Below are 16,515 nucleotides of genomic sequence, written 5' to 3'. Positions count from 1 at the left end.
TCGTCCGTGGGGTCAGACGGACGGGCCGGGCTGGCGACGCGCCTCGCGGCGGGCGCGCGCCGCATCCGCCGCCCGCTTCGCCAGGGCGACGCCGCGCTGATTGAGGCGACGTGCGCGCTCGTTCTCGGTGCCGAGGATCGCGAGGCCGCCGAGGGCGATGAGCGCCCCGGGGCCGGGCAGCGGCATGAGCACGATGCCGAGGCCGACCGTCGTGCCGCCGACGACCTTCACGCCCGTGCGGTAGGCCGAATCGAGGCGCGGGTTGCGGCGGATCGCCTCGCGGGCCGCGCGAGCCGCCGAGCGGGCGGGCGTCGTGGGGCGGGCGTGCGCGGCCGCGTCGTACCCGGGGTCGCCGGGGCGCAGGATGCGCGGCTCGGGGGTCTCGGCGCTCATGCCTCCAGTCTCGGCGGCCGCCCTTGGAGCGCTCTGGGCGGCCGAAGGCTCAGGCGCTCGGCGAGCCCCCGTCGTCGGGCACCCACTGCAGCAGGTCGCCCGGCTGGCAGTCGAGCACCCGGCAGATCGCGTCGAGGGTCGTGAAGCGCACCGCCTTCGCGCGGCCGTTCTTCAGCACCGCGACGTTCGCCGGCGTGATGCCGATCGCGTCGGCGAAGGCGCCCACGGACATCCCCCGCTCGGTCAGCAGGCGATCGATCGAGATGACGATGGCCATCAGACCACCTCACGCAGCTCGGCGTCGAGGGCGACAGCCTGCCGCAGCAGCGCCTTCATGACGACCATGAGCAGGGCGAGCGCGGCGAGCGCGAGCACCACGCCGACCATGAGCGCTCCGATGCCGGGAGGCAGCTCGCCCGGCCCGTCGCCGTCGGTCGCCTCGGCGACGACGAGCACCGCGAGCACGATCGCGCTCGCCGCCGCGGCGGCGCCGATGATGACGTTCACCCAGCGGAAGGCGCGCGCGTCGAAGATGCGGCCGCGCCGCACCATCAGCACGAGCCGCGCGATCGCGAGCAGCGCGAGCTCTCCGCACACGCCGAGCGCGATGCCCGCAATGCTCACCAGCGCGACGGCCGGGCCCGCCGACGGGTTCTCGCGCAGCTCGGTGTCGGCGAGCGCGGGGATCCACCGCAGCTGCCCGAAGAGCAGCCCCGCGGCGAGGAGGCCGAGGAGGACGAGCAGGGCGGTGCTGGACCAGCGGGGCATGACGACTCCGATCTATCGAGAGTCGATAGGCTATCGAAAGTCGATAGATGCGGCAAGTGCCGAGCGAACCTACCGGTTCAGCTCCTCGCGCACGATCGCGATGAACGCGTCGACGTCATCCTCGGTGGTGTCGAAGGCGCACATCCAGCGCACCTCGCCGCGGGCGCGATCCCAGTCGTAGAAGCGCACGCGCTCGCGGATGCGGTCGGCCGCCGCGTTGTCGAGCAGCGCGAAGACGGCGTTCGCCTCGGTCGCCTGGCTGAAGCCGAGCGAGCCCTCCGGCACGGCGCCCGTCGCCACGAGGCGATCGAGGCCCGCCCGCAGGCGCGCCGCCATCGCGTTCGCGTGCGCCGCCGAGCGGATGCCCAGCCCACCGTCGAACAGCGTCAGCAGCTGCGCCGACATGAAGCGCATCTTGCTCGCCAGCTGCATGTTCATCTTGCGCAGGTAGACGAGCCCCTCGACGCGCGAGGGGTCGAGCACGACGATCGCCTCGGCGCCGAGCAGGCCGTTCTTCGTGCCGCCGAGCGAGAGCACGTCCACGCCGGCGTCGGCGGTAAACGCGCGCAGCGAGGTGCCGAGGGCGGCGGCGGCGTTCCAGACCCGGGCGCCGTCGAGGTGCAGGGCCATGCCGTGCTCGTGCGCGTAGTCGGCGATCGCCCGCACCTCGTCGGGCGTGTAGATCGTGCCGACCTCGCTCGAGTTGGTGATGCTCACCGCGAGCGGCTGCGCGCGGTGCTCGTCGCCCCAGCCGAAGGCCTCGGTGGCGATGAGCTCGGGGGTGAGCTTGCCGTCGGGCGTGGGCACCGTGAAGAGCTTGAGGCCGCTGACGCGCTCGGGCGCCCCGCCCTCGTCGGTGTGGATGTGCGCAGTTCCGCTCGCGATGACGGCGCCCCAGCGCGGCATGAGGGAGGTGAGGGCGAGCACGTTCGCCCCGGTGCCGTTGAAGACGGGGAACACCTGCGCCTGCTCGCCGAACTCCTGCTGGATCACCTCGGCCAGGCGGGCCGTGTACTGGTCGTCGCCGTAGGCCACCTGGTGGCCCTCGTTGGCTTCGGCGATGGCCTGCAGCACCTCGGGGTGCACGCCGGCGTAGTTGTCGCTCGCGAAGCCGCGGTAGGTGATGTCGTGGAGTCGGGTCACCGCATCATTCTTCCAGCCGGATGCTCCACCGGGGCCGCGCGGACGAGCGCCCGCGCGACCCCGGCTGGAGCCCGGCGCGACGCTAGCCGCGCAGCGCCTCGGCGAGGGGCACGCGCGCCCCCGTGCGGAGCAGCGAGTTGCGGTACATCCGCGCCCCGAGCTGCACGATGACGACCGTCGTGGCGGCGAGGATGCCGAGCGCGACGAGGGGCTCCCACCACTGGTACTGCTCGAGGAAGATGCGCACGGGCATCCCGACCGGGGCCGAGAACGGCACGTACGACATGACGGTGAGCACCGTCTCGTTGTCGTTGAAGAAGATGATGAGGAAGTACGGCAGCATCACGAGCCACGTGACCGGCTGGATGACCGTGCCGACGTCCTCCATGCGCGAGACGAGCGCCGCCGACGCGGCGAACATCGCCGCGAGCAGCACGAAGCCGACCGCGAAGAAGACAAGGAACCAGACGGCTGCCGGGCCGAGATCGGTCAGCAGCACGTCCTGCCCGGTGAGCATGAGCGACAGCGCGGCCGCGACGGCGATGAGCACGATCTGCCCGAGCGCGAGCGCCGAGCTGCCGATGACCTTGCCAGCGAGCAGCGCCTTCGCCGGCACCGCCGTGAGCAGGATCTCGACGATGCGCGTCTGCTTCTCCTCCACGACGCTCTGCGCGACGGTGCCGCCGAACGTGATCGCGGCGGTGAAGAACACGATGCCGAAGGCGAACGAGATGAGGAACCCGAGACCCTGGTCGACCGGCGACGGGTCGAGCAGCCGCACCTCGGGCGCGATCGAGAGCGCCTGCACGAGCGCGCTGGGCGCATCGGTGAGGGCGACGACCTCCACGGCGGGGGCGCCGGGCTCGGCGTCGGCGAGCGGCACGACGGCCGCCTCGACCTCGCCGTCGCGCACGAGGGCCTCCGCCTCGGCGGTCGTGGCGACCTCCTCGACCTCGACGCCGTCGGCGTCGTCGAGCGCGGCCGCGACCTCGCCGACGGCGGCGACGCGGGTGTCGCCCTGGCTCGACGAGAACAGGTGCGAGCCGACGATGCCGCCGATGACGAACAGCACGAGGATCACGGTGGAGATCAGGAACGACTTCGAGCGCACGCGCGAGGTGATCTCGCGCCCGGCGACGAGCGCGACGGAGGCGCGCAGGCTCGGGCGCGGCAGCGCGGCGGGGGAGGAGGAGCTGGTGGTCATCACTGCACGACCTCTCGGAAGATCTCGGTCAGGGTGGGGCGGCGCGGGGCGAAGCGGGTGACCGCGCCGCGCTCGGAGGCCTCGCGCAGCACCGACTGCGCGGCCTCCGGTTCGGCCTCGAAGAGCACGTAGTCGCCGTCGAACTCGACGACCGCGATGTGCGGCAGGGCGCGCACCCAGCCGGCGTCGTCACCGACCTCGAGCTCCCACTGGCGGCCGGCGTTCGCGGCGCGCAGCTCGTCGCGGGTGCCGGCGGCGCGGATGCGGCCCTCGGCGATGACGACGATGTCGTCGCACAGCCGCTCGACGAGGTCGAGCTGATGGCTGGAGAACAGCACCGGCACGCCGCGGGCGGCCCGCTCGGCGAGCACCCCGAGCACGGTCTCGACCGCCATCGGGTCGAGGCCCGAGAACGGCTCGTCGAGCACGAGCACGCTCGGGTCGTGCACGAGCGCGGCGGCGATCTGCGCGCGCTGCTGGTTGCCGAGCGAGAGCTTCTCGATGGGCTCGTCGCGCCGCTCGGTGAGCTCGAGCCGGTCGATGAGCTCGTCGGCGGCGGCGCTCGCGTCGGCCGCGCGCATGCCGCGCAGCCGGGCCAGGTAGATGAGCTGCTCGTGCACGCGCATCTTCGGGTACAGGCCGCGCTCCTCGGGCATGTAGCCGAACCCGCGCCGGTCATCCGCCCCGATGGCCCTGCCGTCGAGCAGCACCTCGCCCGCGTCGGGCTGCAGCACCCCGAGCAGGATGCGCATGGTCGTGGTCTTGCCCGCCCCGTTGCCGCCGACGAACCCGGTGAGTCGGCCGCGGCCGACCGTGAAGGTCACGTCGTCGAGCACGGTGCGGTCGCCGAAGCGCTTGGTCGCGCCTCTGATCTCGAGCATGGATGCTCCTTCCGTCGTCACCCCACGCTACGAAGTCGAGCGTTCCGCGGCATCCGTCGCACGGCGGGTGCTGCCCGTCGCCCCTCCGCCGCGCGGAGGAGACCCGACGCGGCCCCGAGGCGGAAGCTCAGCCGGCGTCGCCCTCGCCCGGCACGGCGACGCCGTGCTCGTAGGCGAACACGACGGCGTGCACGCGGTCGCGGAGCCCGAGCTTGAGCAGGATCTTCGACACGTGCGTCTTCACGGTCGCCTCGCCGAGCCACAGCTCGCGAGCGATCTCGGCGTTGCTGCGGCCGCGCGCGAGCAGCTCGAGCACCTCCCGCTCGCGCTCGGTGAGCTCGTCGAGCCGCGGGTCGGGCGTGCGCGGGGCCGGCGCGCCGCCGTCGCCCTCGCCGCCGCCCGCGGCGCGCTCGATGACGCGCCGCGTCACGTCGGGCGCGAGCAGCGCGTCGCCCGCGGCGACCACCTGCACCGCCTCGATGAGCTTCTCCGGACTCGCGGTCTTCAGCAAGAACCCGCTTGCGCCCGCCTCGAGCGCCGCGAACAGGTAGTCGTCGCGATCGAAGGTCGTCAGCACGAGCACCGCCGGCTGCGCGCTCGACGCGCTCCGGGCATCCGGTGCGGCGTCGCGGATGCGTCGGGTCGCCTCGAGGCCGTCGAGGCCGGGCATCTGCACGTCCATGCAGATGACATCGGGGCGCAGCTGCGCGGCGGCCTCGACCGCCTCCGCGCCGTCGCGCGCCTCGCCGACGACCTCGATGCCGGGCTCCGACTGCAGGATGACGCGGAAGCCGGCGCGCACGAGCTCCTGGTCGTCGACGAGCAGCACGCGGATCGGCCCCGTCACGCGCGCTCCTCTACGACGAGCGGCACGCGCGCCCGCACGAGGTAGCCGCCGCGGCTACGGGATCCCGCCTCGAGGGTGCCGCCGATGGCCGCGAGCCGCTCGCGCATGCCGAGCTGGCCGAGCCCGCTGCCGGGCGTTGAGGCGGTGGATGCCCGGCGCTCGCCGAGCCCCGTGTCGGCCACCTCGAGCTCGACGGCGTCGGCCGCGAACCGCAGCCGCACGTCGATGCTCGCGCTCGCCCCCGCGTGCTTGAGGCTGTTCGTCACGGCCTCCTGCGCGATGCGGTAGAGGGTCGTGTCGATGACGGGCGAGAGCGGCACGGGGTCGCCGACGACCTGCAGTCGGGCGCGACGCCCGGCGAGCTCGACGTCGTCGACGAGCGCGCCGAGCTGGGCGACGCCGCGCGTGCTGGGCCCGTCGCCGGGGTCGCCGGGGGCGGTGTCGGCGCCGCGGAGGGTCGACACGAGGCGGTGCAGCTCGTCGACGGCGTCGCGCGCCGACTGCTCGATCGCCTCGAGCGCCGTGCTCGCGGCCGCGCGGCCGCCGTCGTCGCCGCCGGCCAGCGCGCGTCGCGCCGCGCCCGCCTGGATGCCCATGACCGAGACGTGGTGGGCGACGACGTCGTGCAGCTCGCGGGCGATGCGCACGCGGTCGAGCGCGACGGCCTGCGCGGCGGTGCGCTCGCGCTCGCGGGCGAGCTCGTCGGTGCGGGCCTCGAGCGTCGCGCGCTCGCGGGCGGCGAGCCAGGCGCGGTCGCCGAACGCCCAGGCGCCGGCGAAGTAGAGCACGTTCGTGATGAGCGTGATGAGGCCGAACGCCACGCCGGGGGCGATGAACCCGATCTCGACGTCGTCGGCGACGAGGCTCGTGTCGAAGGCGGCCTGCGTCGCGCTCCAGAACAGCCAGCCGAACATCGCGGCGACGATGATGATGCGGCTGATCCGCGCCGCGCGGCGGCTGCGGCTCCACGCGCCGATCGAGTACATCGCCGAGAACAGGGCGATGTTGCTGAACAGCACCTCCGGCACCTCGTTGGTGATGCCGAAGAAGTAGACGACCGAGATGACGACCGTGACGGTGATCGGATGCGTGCGCCGCCACACGAGCGGGCCCGAGACGCCGAGCACCATGAGGGCCGCGTGCCACGGCTCCGGTGGCTCGTCGAAGAAGCCGGCCGAGGCGTAGAGCACGATCGCGAAGATCGCGCCGAGCGCGATCGCGAGGGCGAGCAGCCCGTCGGCGCGCATGCCCCCGCGGCCGGGCGAGGGGCGCATCCAGTGCCCGTCGGCGTCGGTCTCGAAGGCGGTCACCCCAGCACCGTAGCGGCGCTGAGCGCGGCTCGGCATCCGTCGTGCGACGGAGACGACGACGCTCGGCCGCCGCGGTCGGGTGTCGCTACGCGGCGCCCGCGTCGTCGCCGAGCGTCGCGACGACGCCGTTGAGCTGCTCGTGCGGCAGCTCCCAGAGCGAGGCCATCGACTGCGCGAGCGCGTCGCCGACGCCCTCGCCGTCGAGCGACTCGACGACGAACGTGACGGCCGCGGTCGGGGTGCCCTTCACGCGCCAGCCGTTGGCGATCGCGGCCACCCAGGTCTCGGCGGCCGCCTTGAGGGTCACGTAGTTGACCATGCCCCAGCGGGGCGAGGCGACGGATGCGCTGCTCACGATCGCCAAGCGCCCCGCGCTCGAGGCGCTGAGGTCGTCGCGCAGCTCGCGCGAGGTCACCCGCAGGGTCGTGAGCACTCGGCGCTCGAGCCACTCCCAGTCGTCGTCGGAGGCCCCGGGTCGCCAGCCTCCGACGAGGTGGATGAGGCCGTCGATGGAGGGGCGGCGGGAGCGGAGCGCGCGCGCCCACGCGGCTACGGCATCCGTGTCGGCGAGGTCGAGGGCGTGGGTCTCGGCCGCCGCGATCTCCTCGATCGTGTCGGGGCGCGAGCTGACGGCGACGACGTGGGCGCCGGCCGCGGTCAGAGCGGCGCACACCTCGCGGCCCGCGGCGCCGCCCGCTCCGGCGACGACGACCGTGCGGTCGTGCGCAGAGGAGAGGGCGGCGCTGGGGTCGGTCATGCCGTCGAGGCTAGCCTCCGCACTCATGCGGCGTCGGTCGCGGCGGTGTCCATAGACCCCGTGATGCCGGCGGTCGACTCGATGACGACCGCCATCTTCTTCTGCAGCGCCTCGAAGAACATCGACAGCGGGAACTCGTCGTCCATCACGAGGTCGGTCCAGCCCTTGAGCGGACCCTCGAGCACCTCCTGCGGCAGCCCCTTCGCCCAGCGCGAGGCGGGGTGCGGGGTCAGCGTCGACGAGACGAGCTCGTACGCGGCGAGCCAGTGCGCGCCCTTCGGGCGGTCGATCGAGGCCCAGTAGAGGTCGTTGATCGCGTCGCTGAGCGCGACGACGACGTCGGGCACGGCCTCCCAGTCGATGGCGAGCTGCGTGTCGGTCCAGTGCAGCACGCCCTTCTGGTGCATCCATGCGAAGAGCAGCTGGCCGCCGACGCCGTCGTAGTTGCGGGTGCGGCTGCCGGTGATCGAGAAGCGGAAGATGCGATCGAAGATGACCGCGTACTGCACCAGCTGGGCGTGCTCGCGCGTGACGGCATCCGTGGCGGGGTCGCGCTGCAGGCGCACGGCCTCACGGAAGGCGGTGAGGTCGCAGCGCAGCTCCTCCAGCGTGTAGAGGAAGAACGGCATGCGCTGCTTGATCATGAACGGGTCGAACGGCAGGTCGCCGCGCATGTGGGCGCGGTCGTGGATCATGTCCCACATCACGAACGTGCGCTCGGTGAGCTGCTGGTCGTCGAGCATGCGCGCGGCGCCCTCGGGCAGCTCGAGCTTGGTGATTTCGGCGGCGGCGCGCACGACCCGGCGGTAGCGGGCGGCCTCGCGGTCGGCGAAGATCGCGCCCCACGTGAAGACGGGCAGCTGCGCGGGCGAGCCCTCGGGGGCGCCGGCCGGCACGCGCGGGGTGACGGCGACCGACTCGGGGAAGAGCACGGCCGAGTTGGTGTCGTAGCCCGGCGTGAAGTCGGCGAAGCGCAGACCCAGGTAGAGGGCGTTGCCGTACTCGGTCGCCTCGAGCTCGGCGATGAAGTCGGGCCAGATGACCTCGAACACGACGGCCTCGATGAGGCGGTCGGTCGAGCCGTTCTGCGTGTACATCGGGAAGACGACGAGGTGCGCGACGCCGTCGCGACGCTGCGCGGCGGGCCGGAACGCGTCGAGCGCGTCGTAGAAGTCGGGCACGCCGAAGCCGCCGTCGCGCCAGGCCTCGAAGTCGCGGGCGGCGGCGAGCAGGTAGTCGGTGTCGTAGGGGATGCGCGGCGCGAAGTGCCGCAGGGCCTCGACGATGACGCCGACGTGGTGGGCCGCCTCGGTGTGCACCGACTCGTCGGGGATCGAGCCGTCCTTGATCTGGTGCGGGCGAATCGCCTCGGCCGCCGTCTTGAGTGCCGCCCACTGCGGGTCGGCGACGATCGCGACGGCGGTGGGGCCCTCGAGCGGGCTGGCGTCCTCGACGACCTCGGGCTCTCCGATGACGGGCGCGGCGATGCGTGCGGTGTCGGTCATGAGTCCTCCTTCGGTCGCTCGGGAACGCGCACCCGCGCGCGCCGACGGCACGCTGAGACGGATGCCCTTCGAGCGTATGCGGGAATCCGCCGATTTTGGTTGCGCTCAGCGCACGAGAGCCGCGCGGCTGCCGCGACCGATGCAGCTTCGTTGCGTTTGCGGGCCGCTGCACGCTCGGATCGGCGCGCGCACGAAGCGCGCGCGGGCATCCGGAAGACTGGTCGCATGGCCGGAGTGCTGACGGGGTTCGCGATCATCGGCGCGATCGTCGCCGTCGGCTGGCTCACCGGCCGCACGGGCGTGCTCGGGCCCCACGCCGCGCAGGTGCTCGGCCGCTCGGCGTTCTTCGTCTTCTCGCCCGCGCTGCTGTTCACGGTGCTCGCCGACGCCGACGTGCGGCAGATCTTCTCCGCCCTGCTGCCCGTGTCGGCGGCGGCCTCGGCGCTCGTCATCGTCGCGTACGTCGTGGTGGCGCGGCTGGTGTGGCGGCGCGGGGCGGCCGAGTCCACGATCGGGGCGCTCGCGTCGGGCTACACGAACGCGAACAACATCGGCCTGCCGCTCGCGGCGTACGTGCTCGGCGACCCCGCGCTCGTCGCGCCGGTCATCCTCTGGCAGCTCATCGTGCTGGCGCCCATCGCGCTGACGATCCTCGACGTGTCGACGAGCGGGCGGGTCTCGCTTGGTCGGGTGCTCGCGCAGCCGGTGCGCAACCCGCTCATCATCGGCTCGGCCCTCGGGCTCGTCATCGCCGTCACCGGCCTCGAGGTGCCCGACCCGGTCATGGAGCCGTTCCGGCTGCTGGGGGCCGCGGCGGTGCCGGTCGTGCTGTTCGTGCTCGGGCTCTCGCTCACCGGCCAGCGCATCCTCGCCCCCGGATCGGGGCGCCGCGACGTGCTGCTTGCCTCGACGCTCAAGCTCGTCGGCATGCCGCTCGCGGCGTGGGGCGTCGGCGTCGCGGCCGGGCTCGAGGGGCAGCAGCTGTTCACGGTCGTCACGCTCGCAGCGCTGCCGGCTGCGCAGAACGTGTTCCAGTACGCGCAGCGCTTCGACCGCGCCACGGTCGTCGCGCGCGACGCCGTGCTCATCACGACGGCGCTCGCCGTGCCCGCGCTCGTCGTCGTGGCGGCGCTGCTCGCGCCGCGCTGACGGGGGTCGGCGGCGGCTAGATGTCGGCGCTGGGATCGCCCGCGCGGTTCTCGCGACGGTGGCGACGGATGCGCAGCACGATGATCACCGCGAGCGCGAGCACCGCGATGACGAGGATGACGCGCGAGTACTGCCCCATGAAGCCCTCGACGACCGTCCAGTTCTCGCCGAGCAGGAACCCGAGCGTGATGAACAGCGTGTTCCACAGCCCCGAGCCGATGAGCGTCAGCAGCAGGAAGAGGCCCAGGTTCATGCGCTCGACACCGGCGGGGATCGACACGAGGCTGCGCACGATCGGCACGAACCGGCCCGTGAGCACGGCGACCTTGTCGTGCTTGCCGAACCACACCATCGCCTTGTCGACGTCGCCCGAGCTCATGAGCGGCACCCTGTCGGCCCAGCGGCGCAGACGCGCGACGCCCACGTAGCGCCCGAGCAGGTACAGCCCGAGGGCGCCCACGAGCGACCCGATCGTGGTGGCCACGATCGCGCCGACGAGCGGGAACGAGCCCTGGCTGGCCGTGAACCCGGCGAGCGGCAGGATGATCTCGCTCGGGATCGGCGGGAACAGGCTCTCGATCGCGACGAGCAGCCCGGCGCCGACGACGCCGAGCGACTCCATGATGGCGATGGCCCACTCGTCGATACCCACGGGTGACGAGCCTAGCCGCGACCCCTCGACCGGGCCTCCGGTGCGGCCCGGCGGTCACTCAGAAGATCATCGGGCGGTCGTCGTCATCGTCGTCGCCCGCGAGCTCGACGAGCACGGGAACGTGGTCGCTCGGGGCGTCGCCCTTGCGCTGCTCGCGCTCGATGCGGGCATCCACCACCCGATCAGCGAAGCTGGGCGTGCCGAGGATGAAGTCGATGCGCATGCCCTCGTTGCGCGGGAACCGCAGCTGCTTGTAGTCCCAGAAGGTGTAGCCCTCGGGCACGATCGGCCGCACCACGTCGGTGAGCCCGATCGTCTCGAAGTGCGCGAAGGCCTCGCGCTCGCGCTGCGAGATGTGGGTCGAGACGCCGGGCACGAAGCTCGGGTCGCCCATGTCGGCGTCGGTCGGCGCGACGTTGAAGTCGCCGGTGAGGGCGAGCGGGGCGCCCGGGTGCTCGCGCATCCACGCCGCGGTGTGGTCGGCGAGGGCGCGCAGCCAGCGCAGTTTGTAGTCGTAGTGCGGGTCGTCGAGGGCGCGACCGTTGGGAACGTACAGGCTCCACACGCGCACCCCGTCGATCGAGGCGCCGAGCGCGCGAGCCTCGAGCGGGGCATCCGGCCCCTCATGCCCCTTCGCGAAGCCGGGCTGGCCGCGGAAGCCGACCTCGATGTCGGTCATCGGCAGGCGGCTGGCAATCGCGACGCCGTTCCACTGGTTGAGGCCCCACGTGATGACCTCGTAGCCGGCCGCCTCGAAGCCCTCGCGCGGGAACTGCTCGTCCTTGCACTTGATCTCCTGCATCGCGAGCACGTCGACGTCGGCGTTCACGAGCCAGTCGACGACGCGGGCGTGCCGGGTGCGGATCGAGTTGACGTTCCAGGTGGCGATGCGCATGCGGGCAAGCGTATTCGGGGCGGCTGACGGCGCGGTCACGGTATGGGGGCGGCGGATGCTCGGCACGGGTCGCCCGGAGCCCCTCGGTAGGCTGGCCGTCGTGACCGACGCCCGCGAGCAGCTCATCCAGTACATCCGCGACGAGGCCGTCTTCCACGGCGACTTCACGCTCACGAGCGGCAAGAAGGCCTCGTACTACATCGACCTGCGCAAGGTCAGCCTCGACCACCGCGTCGCGCCGCTCATCGGGCGGGTCATGGTCGACCTCATCGACGACATCCCCGACATCGCCGCCGTCGGCGGGCTCACCATGGGCGCCGACCCGATCGCCTCCGCCGTGCTGCACCAGGGCGCTGCCCTCGGCAAGACGTACGACGCGTTCGTCGTGCGCAAGCAGCCGAAGGATCACGGCCGCGGCAAGCAGGTCGAAGGCCCCGACGTCGCTGGCAAGCGCGTCATCGTGCTGGAGGACACCTCGACGACGGGCGGCTCGCCGCTCACCGCCGCGCGGGCCCTCGAGGCCGCCGGCGCGACCGTCGTCGCCGTCGCGGTCGTCGTCGACCGCGCGACCGGCGCCCAGCAGGTGATCGAGGAGGCGGGCTACGAGTACCGCGCCGCGATCGGGCTCGCCGACCTCGGGCTCGCGTAGGGCCGCACCGCCCATGGATCGCCGCGACGAGAGCCCGGAGACCGAGGCGCTCGACGCGGTCGACGTGCCGACGGAGGCGATGCCGGCGGTGCCGCCGGGCGGGAGCGCGGACGTGCCGACAGAGGCGCTCGCGCTCGCCGATCAGCCGCAGGCCGCGGGCCCGGAAGCGGCCGGGTCGCCGCAGGTCGCCGCTGGCGAGCCCGCGGCCGCGATCGTCAGCCGCCGCGCGCGGGCGCGCGAGACGGCGCGGCGCCGCCCGGGCATCCTCGTCATCGTCGCGATCACCCTCGGGGCGGTTGCCGTGCTGGCGGGGCTGTTCCTGCTCGGCACGCGCATCCCGGAGTGGACGGCGGCGCCCGCCCCCGAGCCGAGCCCGAGCGTCGAGCCGACCCCGAGCGCGACGCCGAGCCCCGAGCCGTCTACCGCGCCGCCCCGGCCGACCGCGCCCGCCGCCCCCGGCGTCGTGGAGTGGACGGCGCTCGCCGGCGGCGAATGCCTCGACCCGTGGGTCGACCCCTGGCAGCTCGAGTACACGGTCGTCGACTGCGCGCAGCCGCACCCCGCGCAGCTGACCTGGCGCGGGCCCATCAGCGACGACCCCGCGACGGCGTACCCGGGCGAGGAGGCGCTCGCCGCGCAGGTGCCCATCGTGTGCGGGGGTTCGAGCGCGATCGACCTCGCGGCCGCCGGCGCCTACGCCGACATCGTCGTGCTCGCCGCCTACCCCGTCTCGGCCGAGGCGTGGGCCGCGGGCGAGCGCGACTGGTTCTGCTTCGTGACGCGCTCCAGCCTCGAGCCGCTCACCGGCTCGGTCGCGCCGGCGCGCTGAGCCCGGGCGCGCCGGGACCGTCTGCCGTCGCGCTAGAGCTCGGCCTCGATCGGCTCGGCGCTCACGAGCTCGTGCACGCCGGCGAGGATCTCGGTCGGCCGGAACGGGTACCGCGCGATCTCGCGCTCATCGGCGATGCCCGTCATGACGAGGATCGTGTAGAGGCCCGCCTCGATGCCCGCCACGACGTCGGTGTCCATGCGGTCGCCGATCATCGCCGTGTTCTCGCTGTGCGCGCCGATGCGGTTCATCGCCGAGCGGAACATCATCGGGTTCGGCTTGCCCACGACGTAGGGGTGCTTGCCGGTCGCCTTCGTGATGAGCGCCGAGATCGCGCCGGTCGCCGGCAGCACGCCGTCGGCGCTCGGGCCGGTCGCATCGGGGTTCGTCGCGATGAAGCGCGCCCCGTTGTTGATGAGGCGGATCGCCTTCGTGATGGCCTCGAACGAGTAGTTGCGGGTCTCGCCGACGACGACGTAGTCGGGGTTCGTCTCGGTCATGATGAAGCCCGCCTCGTGCAGGGCGGTCGTGAGGCCGGCCTCGCCGATGACGAAGGCGCTGCCGCCGGGCATCTGGCTGGCGCAGAAGTCGGCCGTCGCGAGGGCGGAGGTCCAGATGGCCTCCTCCGGCACGTCGATGCCGCTCGCGCGCAGGCGCGCGGCGAGGTCGCGCGGCGTGAAGATCGAGTTGTTCGTGAGCACCAGGAAGGGGGTGCCGGTGTCGCGCCACTGCCTGATGAGGTCGGCGGCCCCCGGCAGCGCGGTGTTCTCGTGGACGAGCACGCCGTCCATGTCGGTGAGCCAGCACTCGATCTCGCGTCGGTCTCGCATGCCATAAACCCTACCCAGGGGGGTCGGGATGCCCGGGGCGAGATTCAGAGGCGATGCGCGGTCAGCGCGAGGCGGCGCTCGATCACGGCCACCGCATCCGCGCTCGCATCGATGCTGACGCTGCGCCGCCCCAGCGCGCGCGCGGCCGCCGCCGCCGTGCCGCTGCCGGCGAAGGGGTCGAGCACCCAGTCGCCCGGCTGCGTCGACGCCTGGATCATGCGGCGCAGGATGCCGAGCGGCTTCTGCGTCGGGTAGCCGGTCTTCTCGCGGCTCGTCGTGCCGACGATCGTGTGCCACCACACGTCGGTGGGCAGCTTGCCGCGCTCCGCCTTCTCGGGGGTCACGAGGCCCGGCGCCATGTACGGCTCGCGGTCGACCGCGGTCGAGTCGAAGTGGTACCGGTCGGGGTCTTTCACGTAGACGAGGATCGTGTCGTGCTTCGTCGGCCAGCGTCGGCGGCTCTTCGCGCCGTAGTCGTACGCCCAGATGAGTTCGTTGAGGAAGTGGTCGCGGCCGAACAGTGCGTCGAGCGCGACCTTCGCGTAGTGCGCCTCGCGGTAGTCCAGGTGCAGGTAGAGCGTGCCGCGGTCGTCGAGCAGGCGGTGCGCCTCCTGCAGGCGCGGGGCGAGGAAGGCCCAGTAGTCGGCGAAGCGGTCGTCGTAGCTCGTGAGCGCCTCGACCGTGCGCACGTAGCTCTCGCCGCCGAAGCCCTGCCAGGCGGCCGGGGCGGGCGCGGGGGCGCTCGGGTCGGCGGGGGCGTCTTCGGGGGCGGATGCTCGGCTGTGGCTCGTCGTGCGGCGCAGCTGCGCGCGGCCCGTGTTGAACGGCGGGTCGAGGTAGACCATGCGCACGCTCGCGTCGGGCATCCGTCGCATCGCGGCGAGGTTGTCGCCGTGGATGAGTAGCTCGGGCTCGGGGTGGGCAGGGGTCCAGAGCGGGGCGGGCTCCGGCGTCATGGGGCGAGGTTAACAGCCGCGCGGTGCGGCGACGGCCGCCCGCCCTAGCCTGGGGTGGTGACCGAGCCCGCCCAGCCGCACCCCGAGCGCACCGCGCACGGGGTCGGCCCGCACGCGGAGCCGTGGCCGACCGGCCCGCAGTTCGACGCCGAACTGCTGCGCGACGGCGATACCCGCAACGTCATCGACCGCTACCGCTACTGGAGCATGCAGGCGATCGTCGCCGACCTCGACGCCCGCCGGCACCCTTTCCACGTCGCGATCGAGAACTGGCAGCACGACCTCAACATCGGCTCGATCGTGCGCAGCGCCAACGCCTTCCTCGCCGCCGAAGTGCACATCGTCGGCCGCCGCCGCTGGAACAAGCGCGGCGCCATGGTCACCGACCGCTACCAGCACGTGCGCCACCACCCCACCATCGACGACCTCATCGCGTTCGCGCGCGACGCCGACCTGCCGATCGTGGCGGTCGACAACGTGCCCGGGTCGGTGGCGGTGGATGCCGCGCCCCTGCCGCGCGAGTGCATCCTGCTGTTCGGCCAGGAGGGGCCCGGGCTGTCGCCCGAGGCGCTCGCCGCCGCCGACCGGGTCGTCGAGATCCGGCAGTTCGGGTCGACGCGGTCGATCAACGCGAGCGCCGCCGCGGCGATCGTCATGCACGAGTGGGTGCGGGTGCACGCGGCCGCGGGCGAGCATCCGTCGCCCGATGCGTCGGCGCGCGCCTGACGGGTCGCCGCGCCCCCGACCGGCCGGCCGGGTCTAGCCTGTCGGCATGACCGCGATCACCGACGATCTTCCGGCCCAGCTGATCCACCAGGAGCACGAGGGGTGGGACGCGGTCTGCCGAGGCGACGGCGGCACCTTCTACCACCACGCGATGACGCCCGACGGGGTGATGATCGTCGAGGACGGCATCATCGAGCGCGACGCCGTCATCGCCGCCCTCGAAGGCCAGACCTGGGATTCGTACGCGATGAGCGAGCACCGCATCGTGCGGCTCGGCGAGCGGGCGGCCGTGCTCGTCTACCGCGTCGTCGCCCACCGCGGCGCGCAGGTGTTCGAGCGGCGCCTCGCGACGACGTACGTCTACGTCGAGGGGCGCTGGCGGGTGGCGGTGCACCAGCAGACGCGCATCCGGTAGGGGGCGGGTGGGCGCCCGCGGCTCGCCGCGCCGCGTGCGCCGGGTCGCGGGGGTCGCGCACGCGCGGCGCCCCAGGCTCGCCGCTCAGCGCGCGCGACGGATGCGGATCGGACCCTTCGCCGTCGACGGGTCGACGACCCTGCCGCCCTGCGTGATCTCGACCTCGCCCGCCGCGACGAGTCGCCGGGCGGCGCGCCGCGCGGGCTCCATCAGCGCGCGCCAGGCGTCGTCGCTCGCGCCGCCCTGCCGCGCGGCGACGGCCCGCGCCGCCTCACTCGGGCAGATCGTGGCGGTCGCGGCGCGCTCACCCAGAAGCTGGCGGATGCTCTGCTCGAGCTCCCGATCGACCGGCCGCACCTTGCGGGCCCGGCAGGCGTCACTGCAGTAGGCGACCTCGTCCCAGTTGCGCGCCCACGCCGCGCGCCACTCGATGCGGCGCCCGCACGAGCGACACACCTTGTCGGCGCGCTCGCCCCCGGAGTCGCGCGGCTCGCGCTGTCGGCCCATGCCCGCCATTCTGCGGCGCTCGGCCGAGCGCGCTCCGAGCATCCGCCGTCGCCCTGGCCCACGTCCCGCCGGCACCCGATGATCGGCCGAATGCGATCT

20 protein-coding genes are annotated in these 16,515 nt (G+C 73.2%); 5 read left to right on the top strand and 15 right to left on the bottom strand.

The window, feature by feature from the left end:
• Positions 1–12: 12 nt before the first annotated feature.
• From ID804_RS10085 to ID804_RS10040, 10 genes are all read right to left on the bottom strand, one after another.
• Positions 13–393, bottom strand: coding sequence for a PGPGW domain-containing protein (locus ID804_RS10085; protein WP_169078943.1), 381 nt, complete (start codon positions 391–393; stop codon positions 13–15).
• Positions 394–442: 49 nt separating this feature from the next.
• Positions 443–670, bottom strand: a complete 228-nt coding sequence (locus ID804_RS10080; RefSeq protein ID WP_169078945.1) for a helix-turn-helix domain-containing protein — start codon at positions 668–670, stop codon at positions 443–445.
• Complete coding sequence (locus tag ID804_RS10075) at positions 670–1,161, bottom strand: DUF2975 domain-containing protein (protein ID WP_169078947.1); 492 nt, start codon at positions 1,159–1,161, stop codon at positions 670–672. Before ID804_RS10075 ends, ID804_RS10080 begins: the two co-directional genes overlap by 1 nt.
• 69 nt (positions 1,162–1,230) lie before the next feature.
• Positions 1,231–2,304, bottom strand: coding sequence for a threonine aldolase family protein (locus tag ID804_RS10070; protein WP_169078949.1), 1,074 nt, complete (start codon positions 2,302–2,304; stop codon positions 1,231–1,233).
• An 82-nt stretch (positions 2,305–2,386) separates the two neighbouring features.
• On the bottom strand, positions 2,387–3,508 hold the full coding sequence (locus ID804_RS10065) for an ABC transporter permease (protein ID WP_169078951.1): 1,122 nt from the start codon (positions 3,506–3,508) through the stop codon (positions 2,387–2,389).
• Positions 3,508–4,389, bottom strand: a complete 882-nt coding sequence (locus tag ID804_RS10060; protein ID WP_169078953.1) for an ABC transporter ATP-binding protein — start codon at positions 4,387–4,389, stop codon at positions 3,508–3,510. Before ID804_RS10060 ends, ID804_RS10065 begins: the two co-directional genes overlap by 1 nt.
• Before the next feature lie 127 nt (positions 4,390–4,516).
• Positions 4,517–5,236 (bottom strand): response regulator, encoded by a 720-nt coding sequence (locus ID804_RS10055; RefSeq protein WP_169078955.1) that lies wholly within the window; start codon positions 5,234–5,236, stop codon positions 4,517–4,519.
• Positions 5,233–6,546 (bottom strand): sensor histidine kinase, encoded by a 1,314-nt coding sequence (locus ID804_RS10050; RefSeq protein WP_317451257.1) that lies wholly within the window; start codon positions 6,544–6,546, stop codon positions 5,233–5,235. Before ID804_RS10050 ends, ID804_RS10055 begins: the two co-directional genes overlap by 4 nt.
• Before the next feature lie 85 nt (positions 6,547–6,631).
• Positions 6,632–7,303 carry an SDR family NAD(P)-dependent oxidoreductase gene (locus ID804_RS10045; protein WP_169078957.1) on the bottom strand — a complete coding sequence of 224 codons (672 nt, stop codon included), beginning with the start codon at positions 7,301–7,303 and terminating at the stop codon, positions 6,632–6,634.
• Positions 7,304–7,326: 23 nt separating this feature from the next.
• Positions 7,327–8,808, bottom strand: coding sequence for a DUF6421 family protein (locus ID804_RS10040; protein ID WP_169078959.1), 1,482 nt, complete (start codon positions 8,806–8,808; stop codon positions 7,327–7,329).
• Positions 8,809–9,033: 225 nt separating this feature from the next.
• Between ID804_RS10040 and ID804_RS10035 the strand changes: the two genes are divergently transcribed.
• The gene (locus ID804_RS10035; RefSeq protein ID WP_169078961.1) at positions 9,034–9,957 is read left to right on the top strand and encodes an AEC family transporter; all 924 of its coding nucleotides are present in this window, start codon (positions 9,034–9,036) and stop codon (positions 9,955–9,957) included.
• 16 nt (positions 9,958–9,973) lie between these two features.
• Here the strand turns inward: ID804_RS10035 and ID804_RS10030 are convergent, their stop codons facing one another.
• Together ID804_RS10030 and ID804_RS10025 are read right to left on the bottom strand one after the other, a co-directional pair.
• Positions 9,974–10,609, bottom strand: coding sequence for a DedA family protein (locus tag ID804_RS10030; RefSeq protein ID WP_317451256.1), 636 nt, complete (start codon positions 10,607–10,609; stop codon positions 9,974–9,976).
• Between the two features lie 58 nt (positions 10,610–10,667).
• Positions 10,668–11,504 carry an exodeoxyribonuclease III gene (locus ID804_RS10025; RefSeq protein ID WP_169078963.1) on the bottom strand — a complete coding sequence of 279 codons (837 nt, stop codon included), beginning with the start codon at positions 11,502–11,504 and terminating at the stop codon, positions 10,668–10,670.
• Between the two features lie 100 nt (positions 11,505–11,604).
• On the opposite strand from ID804_RS10025, the gene pyrE reads away from it, so the two are divergent.
• Both pyrE and ID804_RS10015 read left to right on the top strand, forming a co-directional pair.
• Positions 11,605–12,153, top strand: a complete 549-nt coding sequence (gene pyrE, locus ID804_RS10020) for an orotate phosphoribosyltransferase (RefSeq protein WP_188219189.1) — start codon at positions 11,605–11,607, stop codon at positions 12,151–12,153.
• 13 nt (positions 12,154–12,166) lie between these two features.
• Positions 12,167–12,982 carry a hypothetical protein gene (locus ID804_RS10015; protein ID WP_169078964.1) on the top strand — a complete coding sequence of 272 codons (816 nt, stop codon included), beginning with the start codon at positions 12,167–12,169 and terminating at the stop codon, positions 12,980–12,982.
• 32 nt (positions 12,983–13,014) lie between these two features.
• On the opposite strand, the gene ID804_RS10010 is transcribed toward ID804_RS10015, so the two are convergent.
• On the bottom strand, positions 13,015–13,812 hold the full coding sequence (locus ID804_RS10010) for an HAD-IIA family hydrolase (RefSeq protein WP_169078966.1): 798 nt from the start codon (positions 13,810–13,812) through the stop codon (positions 13,015–13,017).
• Positions 13,813–13,856: 44 nt separating this feature from the next.
• On the bottom strand, positions 13,857–14,768 hold the full coding sequence (locus ID804_RS10005) for a DNA-methyltransferase (protein ID WP_169078968.1): 912 nt from the start codon (positions 14,766–14,768) through the stop codon (positions 13,857–13,859).
• Positions 14,769–14,825: 57 nt separating this feature from the next.
• Between ID804_RS10005 and ID804_RS10000 the strand changes: the two genes are divergently transcribed.
• Positions 14,826–15,494, top strand: coding sequence for a TrmH family RNA methyltransferase (locus tag ID804_RS10000; protein WP_169078970.1), 669 nt, complete (start codon positions 14,826–14,828; stop codon positions 15,492–15,494).
• Between the two features lie 46 nt (positions 15,495–15,540).
• Complete coding sequence (locus ID804_RS09995; RefSeq protein ID WP_169078972.1) at positions 15,541–15,909, top strand: nuclear transport factor 2 family protein; 369 nt, start codon at positions 15,541–15,543, stop codon at positions 15,907–15,909.
• 84 nt (positions 15,910–15,993) lie between these two features.
• Here ID804_RS09995 and ID804_RS09990 read toward each other — a convergent pair whose 3' ends face one another.
• The gene (locus ID804_RS09990; RefSeq protein ID WP_169078974.1) at positions 15,994–16,416 is read right to left on the bottom strand and encodes a DUF3253 domain-containing protein; all 423 of its coding nucleotides are present in this window, start codon (positions 16,414–16,416) and stop codon (positions 15,994–15,996) included.
• Positions 16,417–16,515: the final 99 nt, after the last annotated feature.

Origin of the sequence: Microcella alkalica (assembly GCF_014595885.1) — a bacterium.
Classification (GTDB): Bacteria; Actinomycetota; Actinomycetes; order Actinomycetales; family Microbacteriaceae; genus Microcella; species Microcella alkaliphila_B.
The sequence above is the reverse complement of the archived record's forward strand: the minus strand, read 5'-3'. Positions and strand labels throughout refer to the sequence as shown.

Coding starts and splice junctions, on each gene's coding strand:
- ID804_RS10085 (WP_169078943.1), bottom strand. CDS start 393: ATGAGCGCCGAGACCCCCGAGCCGCGCATCCTGCGCCCCGGCGACCCC.
- ID804_RS10080 (WP_169078945.1), bottom strand. CDS start 670: ATGGCCATCGTCATCTCGATCGATCGCCTGCTGACCGAGCGGGGGATG.
- ID804_RS10075 (WP_169078947.1), bottom strand. CDS start 1,161: ATGCCCCGCTGGTCCAGCACCGCCCTGCTCGTCCTCCTCGGCCTCCTC.
- ID804_RS10065 (WP_169078951.1), bottom strand. CDS start 3,508: ATGACCACCAGCTCCTCCTCCCCCGCCGCGCTGCCGCGCCCGAGCCTG.
- ID804_RS10060 (WP_169078953.1), bottom strand. CDS start 4,389: ATGCTCGAGATCAGAGGCGCGACCAAGCGCTTCGGCGACCGCACCGTG.
- ID804_RS10045 (WP_169078957.1), bottom strand. CDS start 7,303: ATGACCGACCCCAGCGCCGCCCTCTCCTCTGCGCACGACCGCACGGTC.
- ID804_RS10040 (WP_169078959.1), bottom strand. CDS start 8,808: ATGACCGACACCGCACGCATCGCCGCGCCCGTCATCGGAGAGCCCGAG.
- ID804_RS10035 (WP_169078961.1), top strand. CDS start 9,034: ATGGCCGGAGTGCTGACGGGGTTCGCGATCATCGGCGCGATCGTCGCC.
- ID804_RS10025 (WP_169078963.1), bottom strand. CDS start 11,504: ATGCGCATCGCCACCTGGAACGTCAACTCGATCCGCACCCGGCACGCC.
- ID804_RS10015 (WP_169078964.1), top strand. CDS start 12,167: ATGGATCGCCGCGACGAGAGCCCGGAGACCGAGGCGCTCGACGCGGTC.
- ID804_RS10010 (WP_169078966.1), bottom strand. CDS start 13,812: ATGCGAGACCGACGCGAGATCGAGTGCTGGCTCACCGACATGGACGGC.
- ID804_RS10005 (WP_169078968.1), bottom strand. CDS start 14,768: ATGACGCCGGAGCCCGCCCCGCTCTGGACCCCTGCCCACCCCGAGCCC.
- ID804_RS09995 (WP_169078972.1), top strand. CDS start 15,541: ATGACCGCGATCACCGACGATCTTCCGGCCCAGCTGATCCACCAGGAG.
- ID804_RS09990 (WP_169078974.1), bottom strand. CDS start 16,416: ATGGGCCGACAGCGCGAGCCGCGCGACTCCGGGGGCGAGCGCGCCGAC.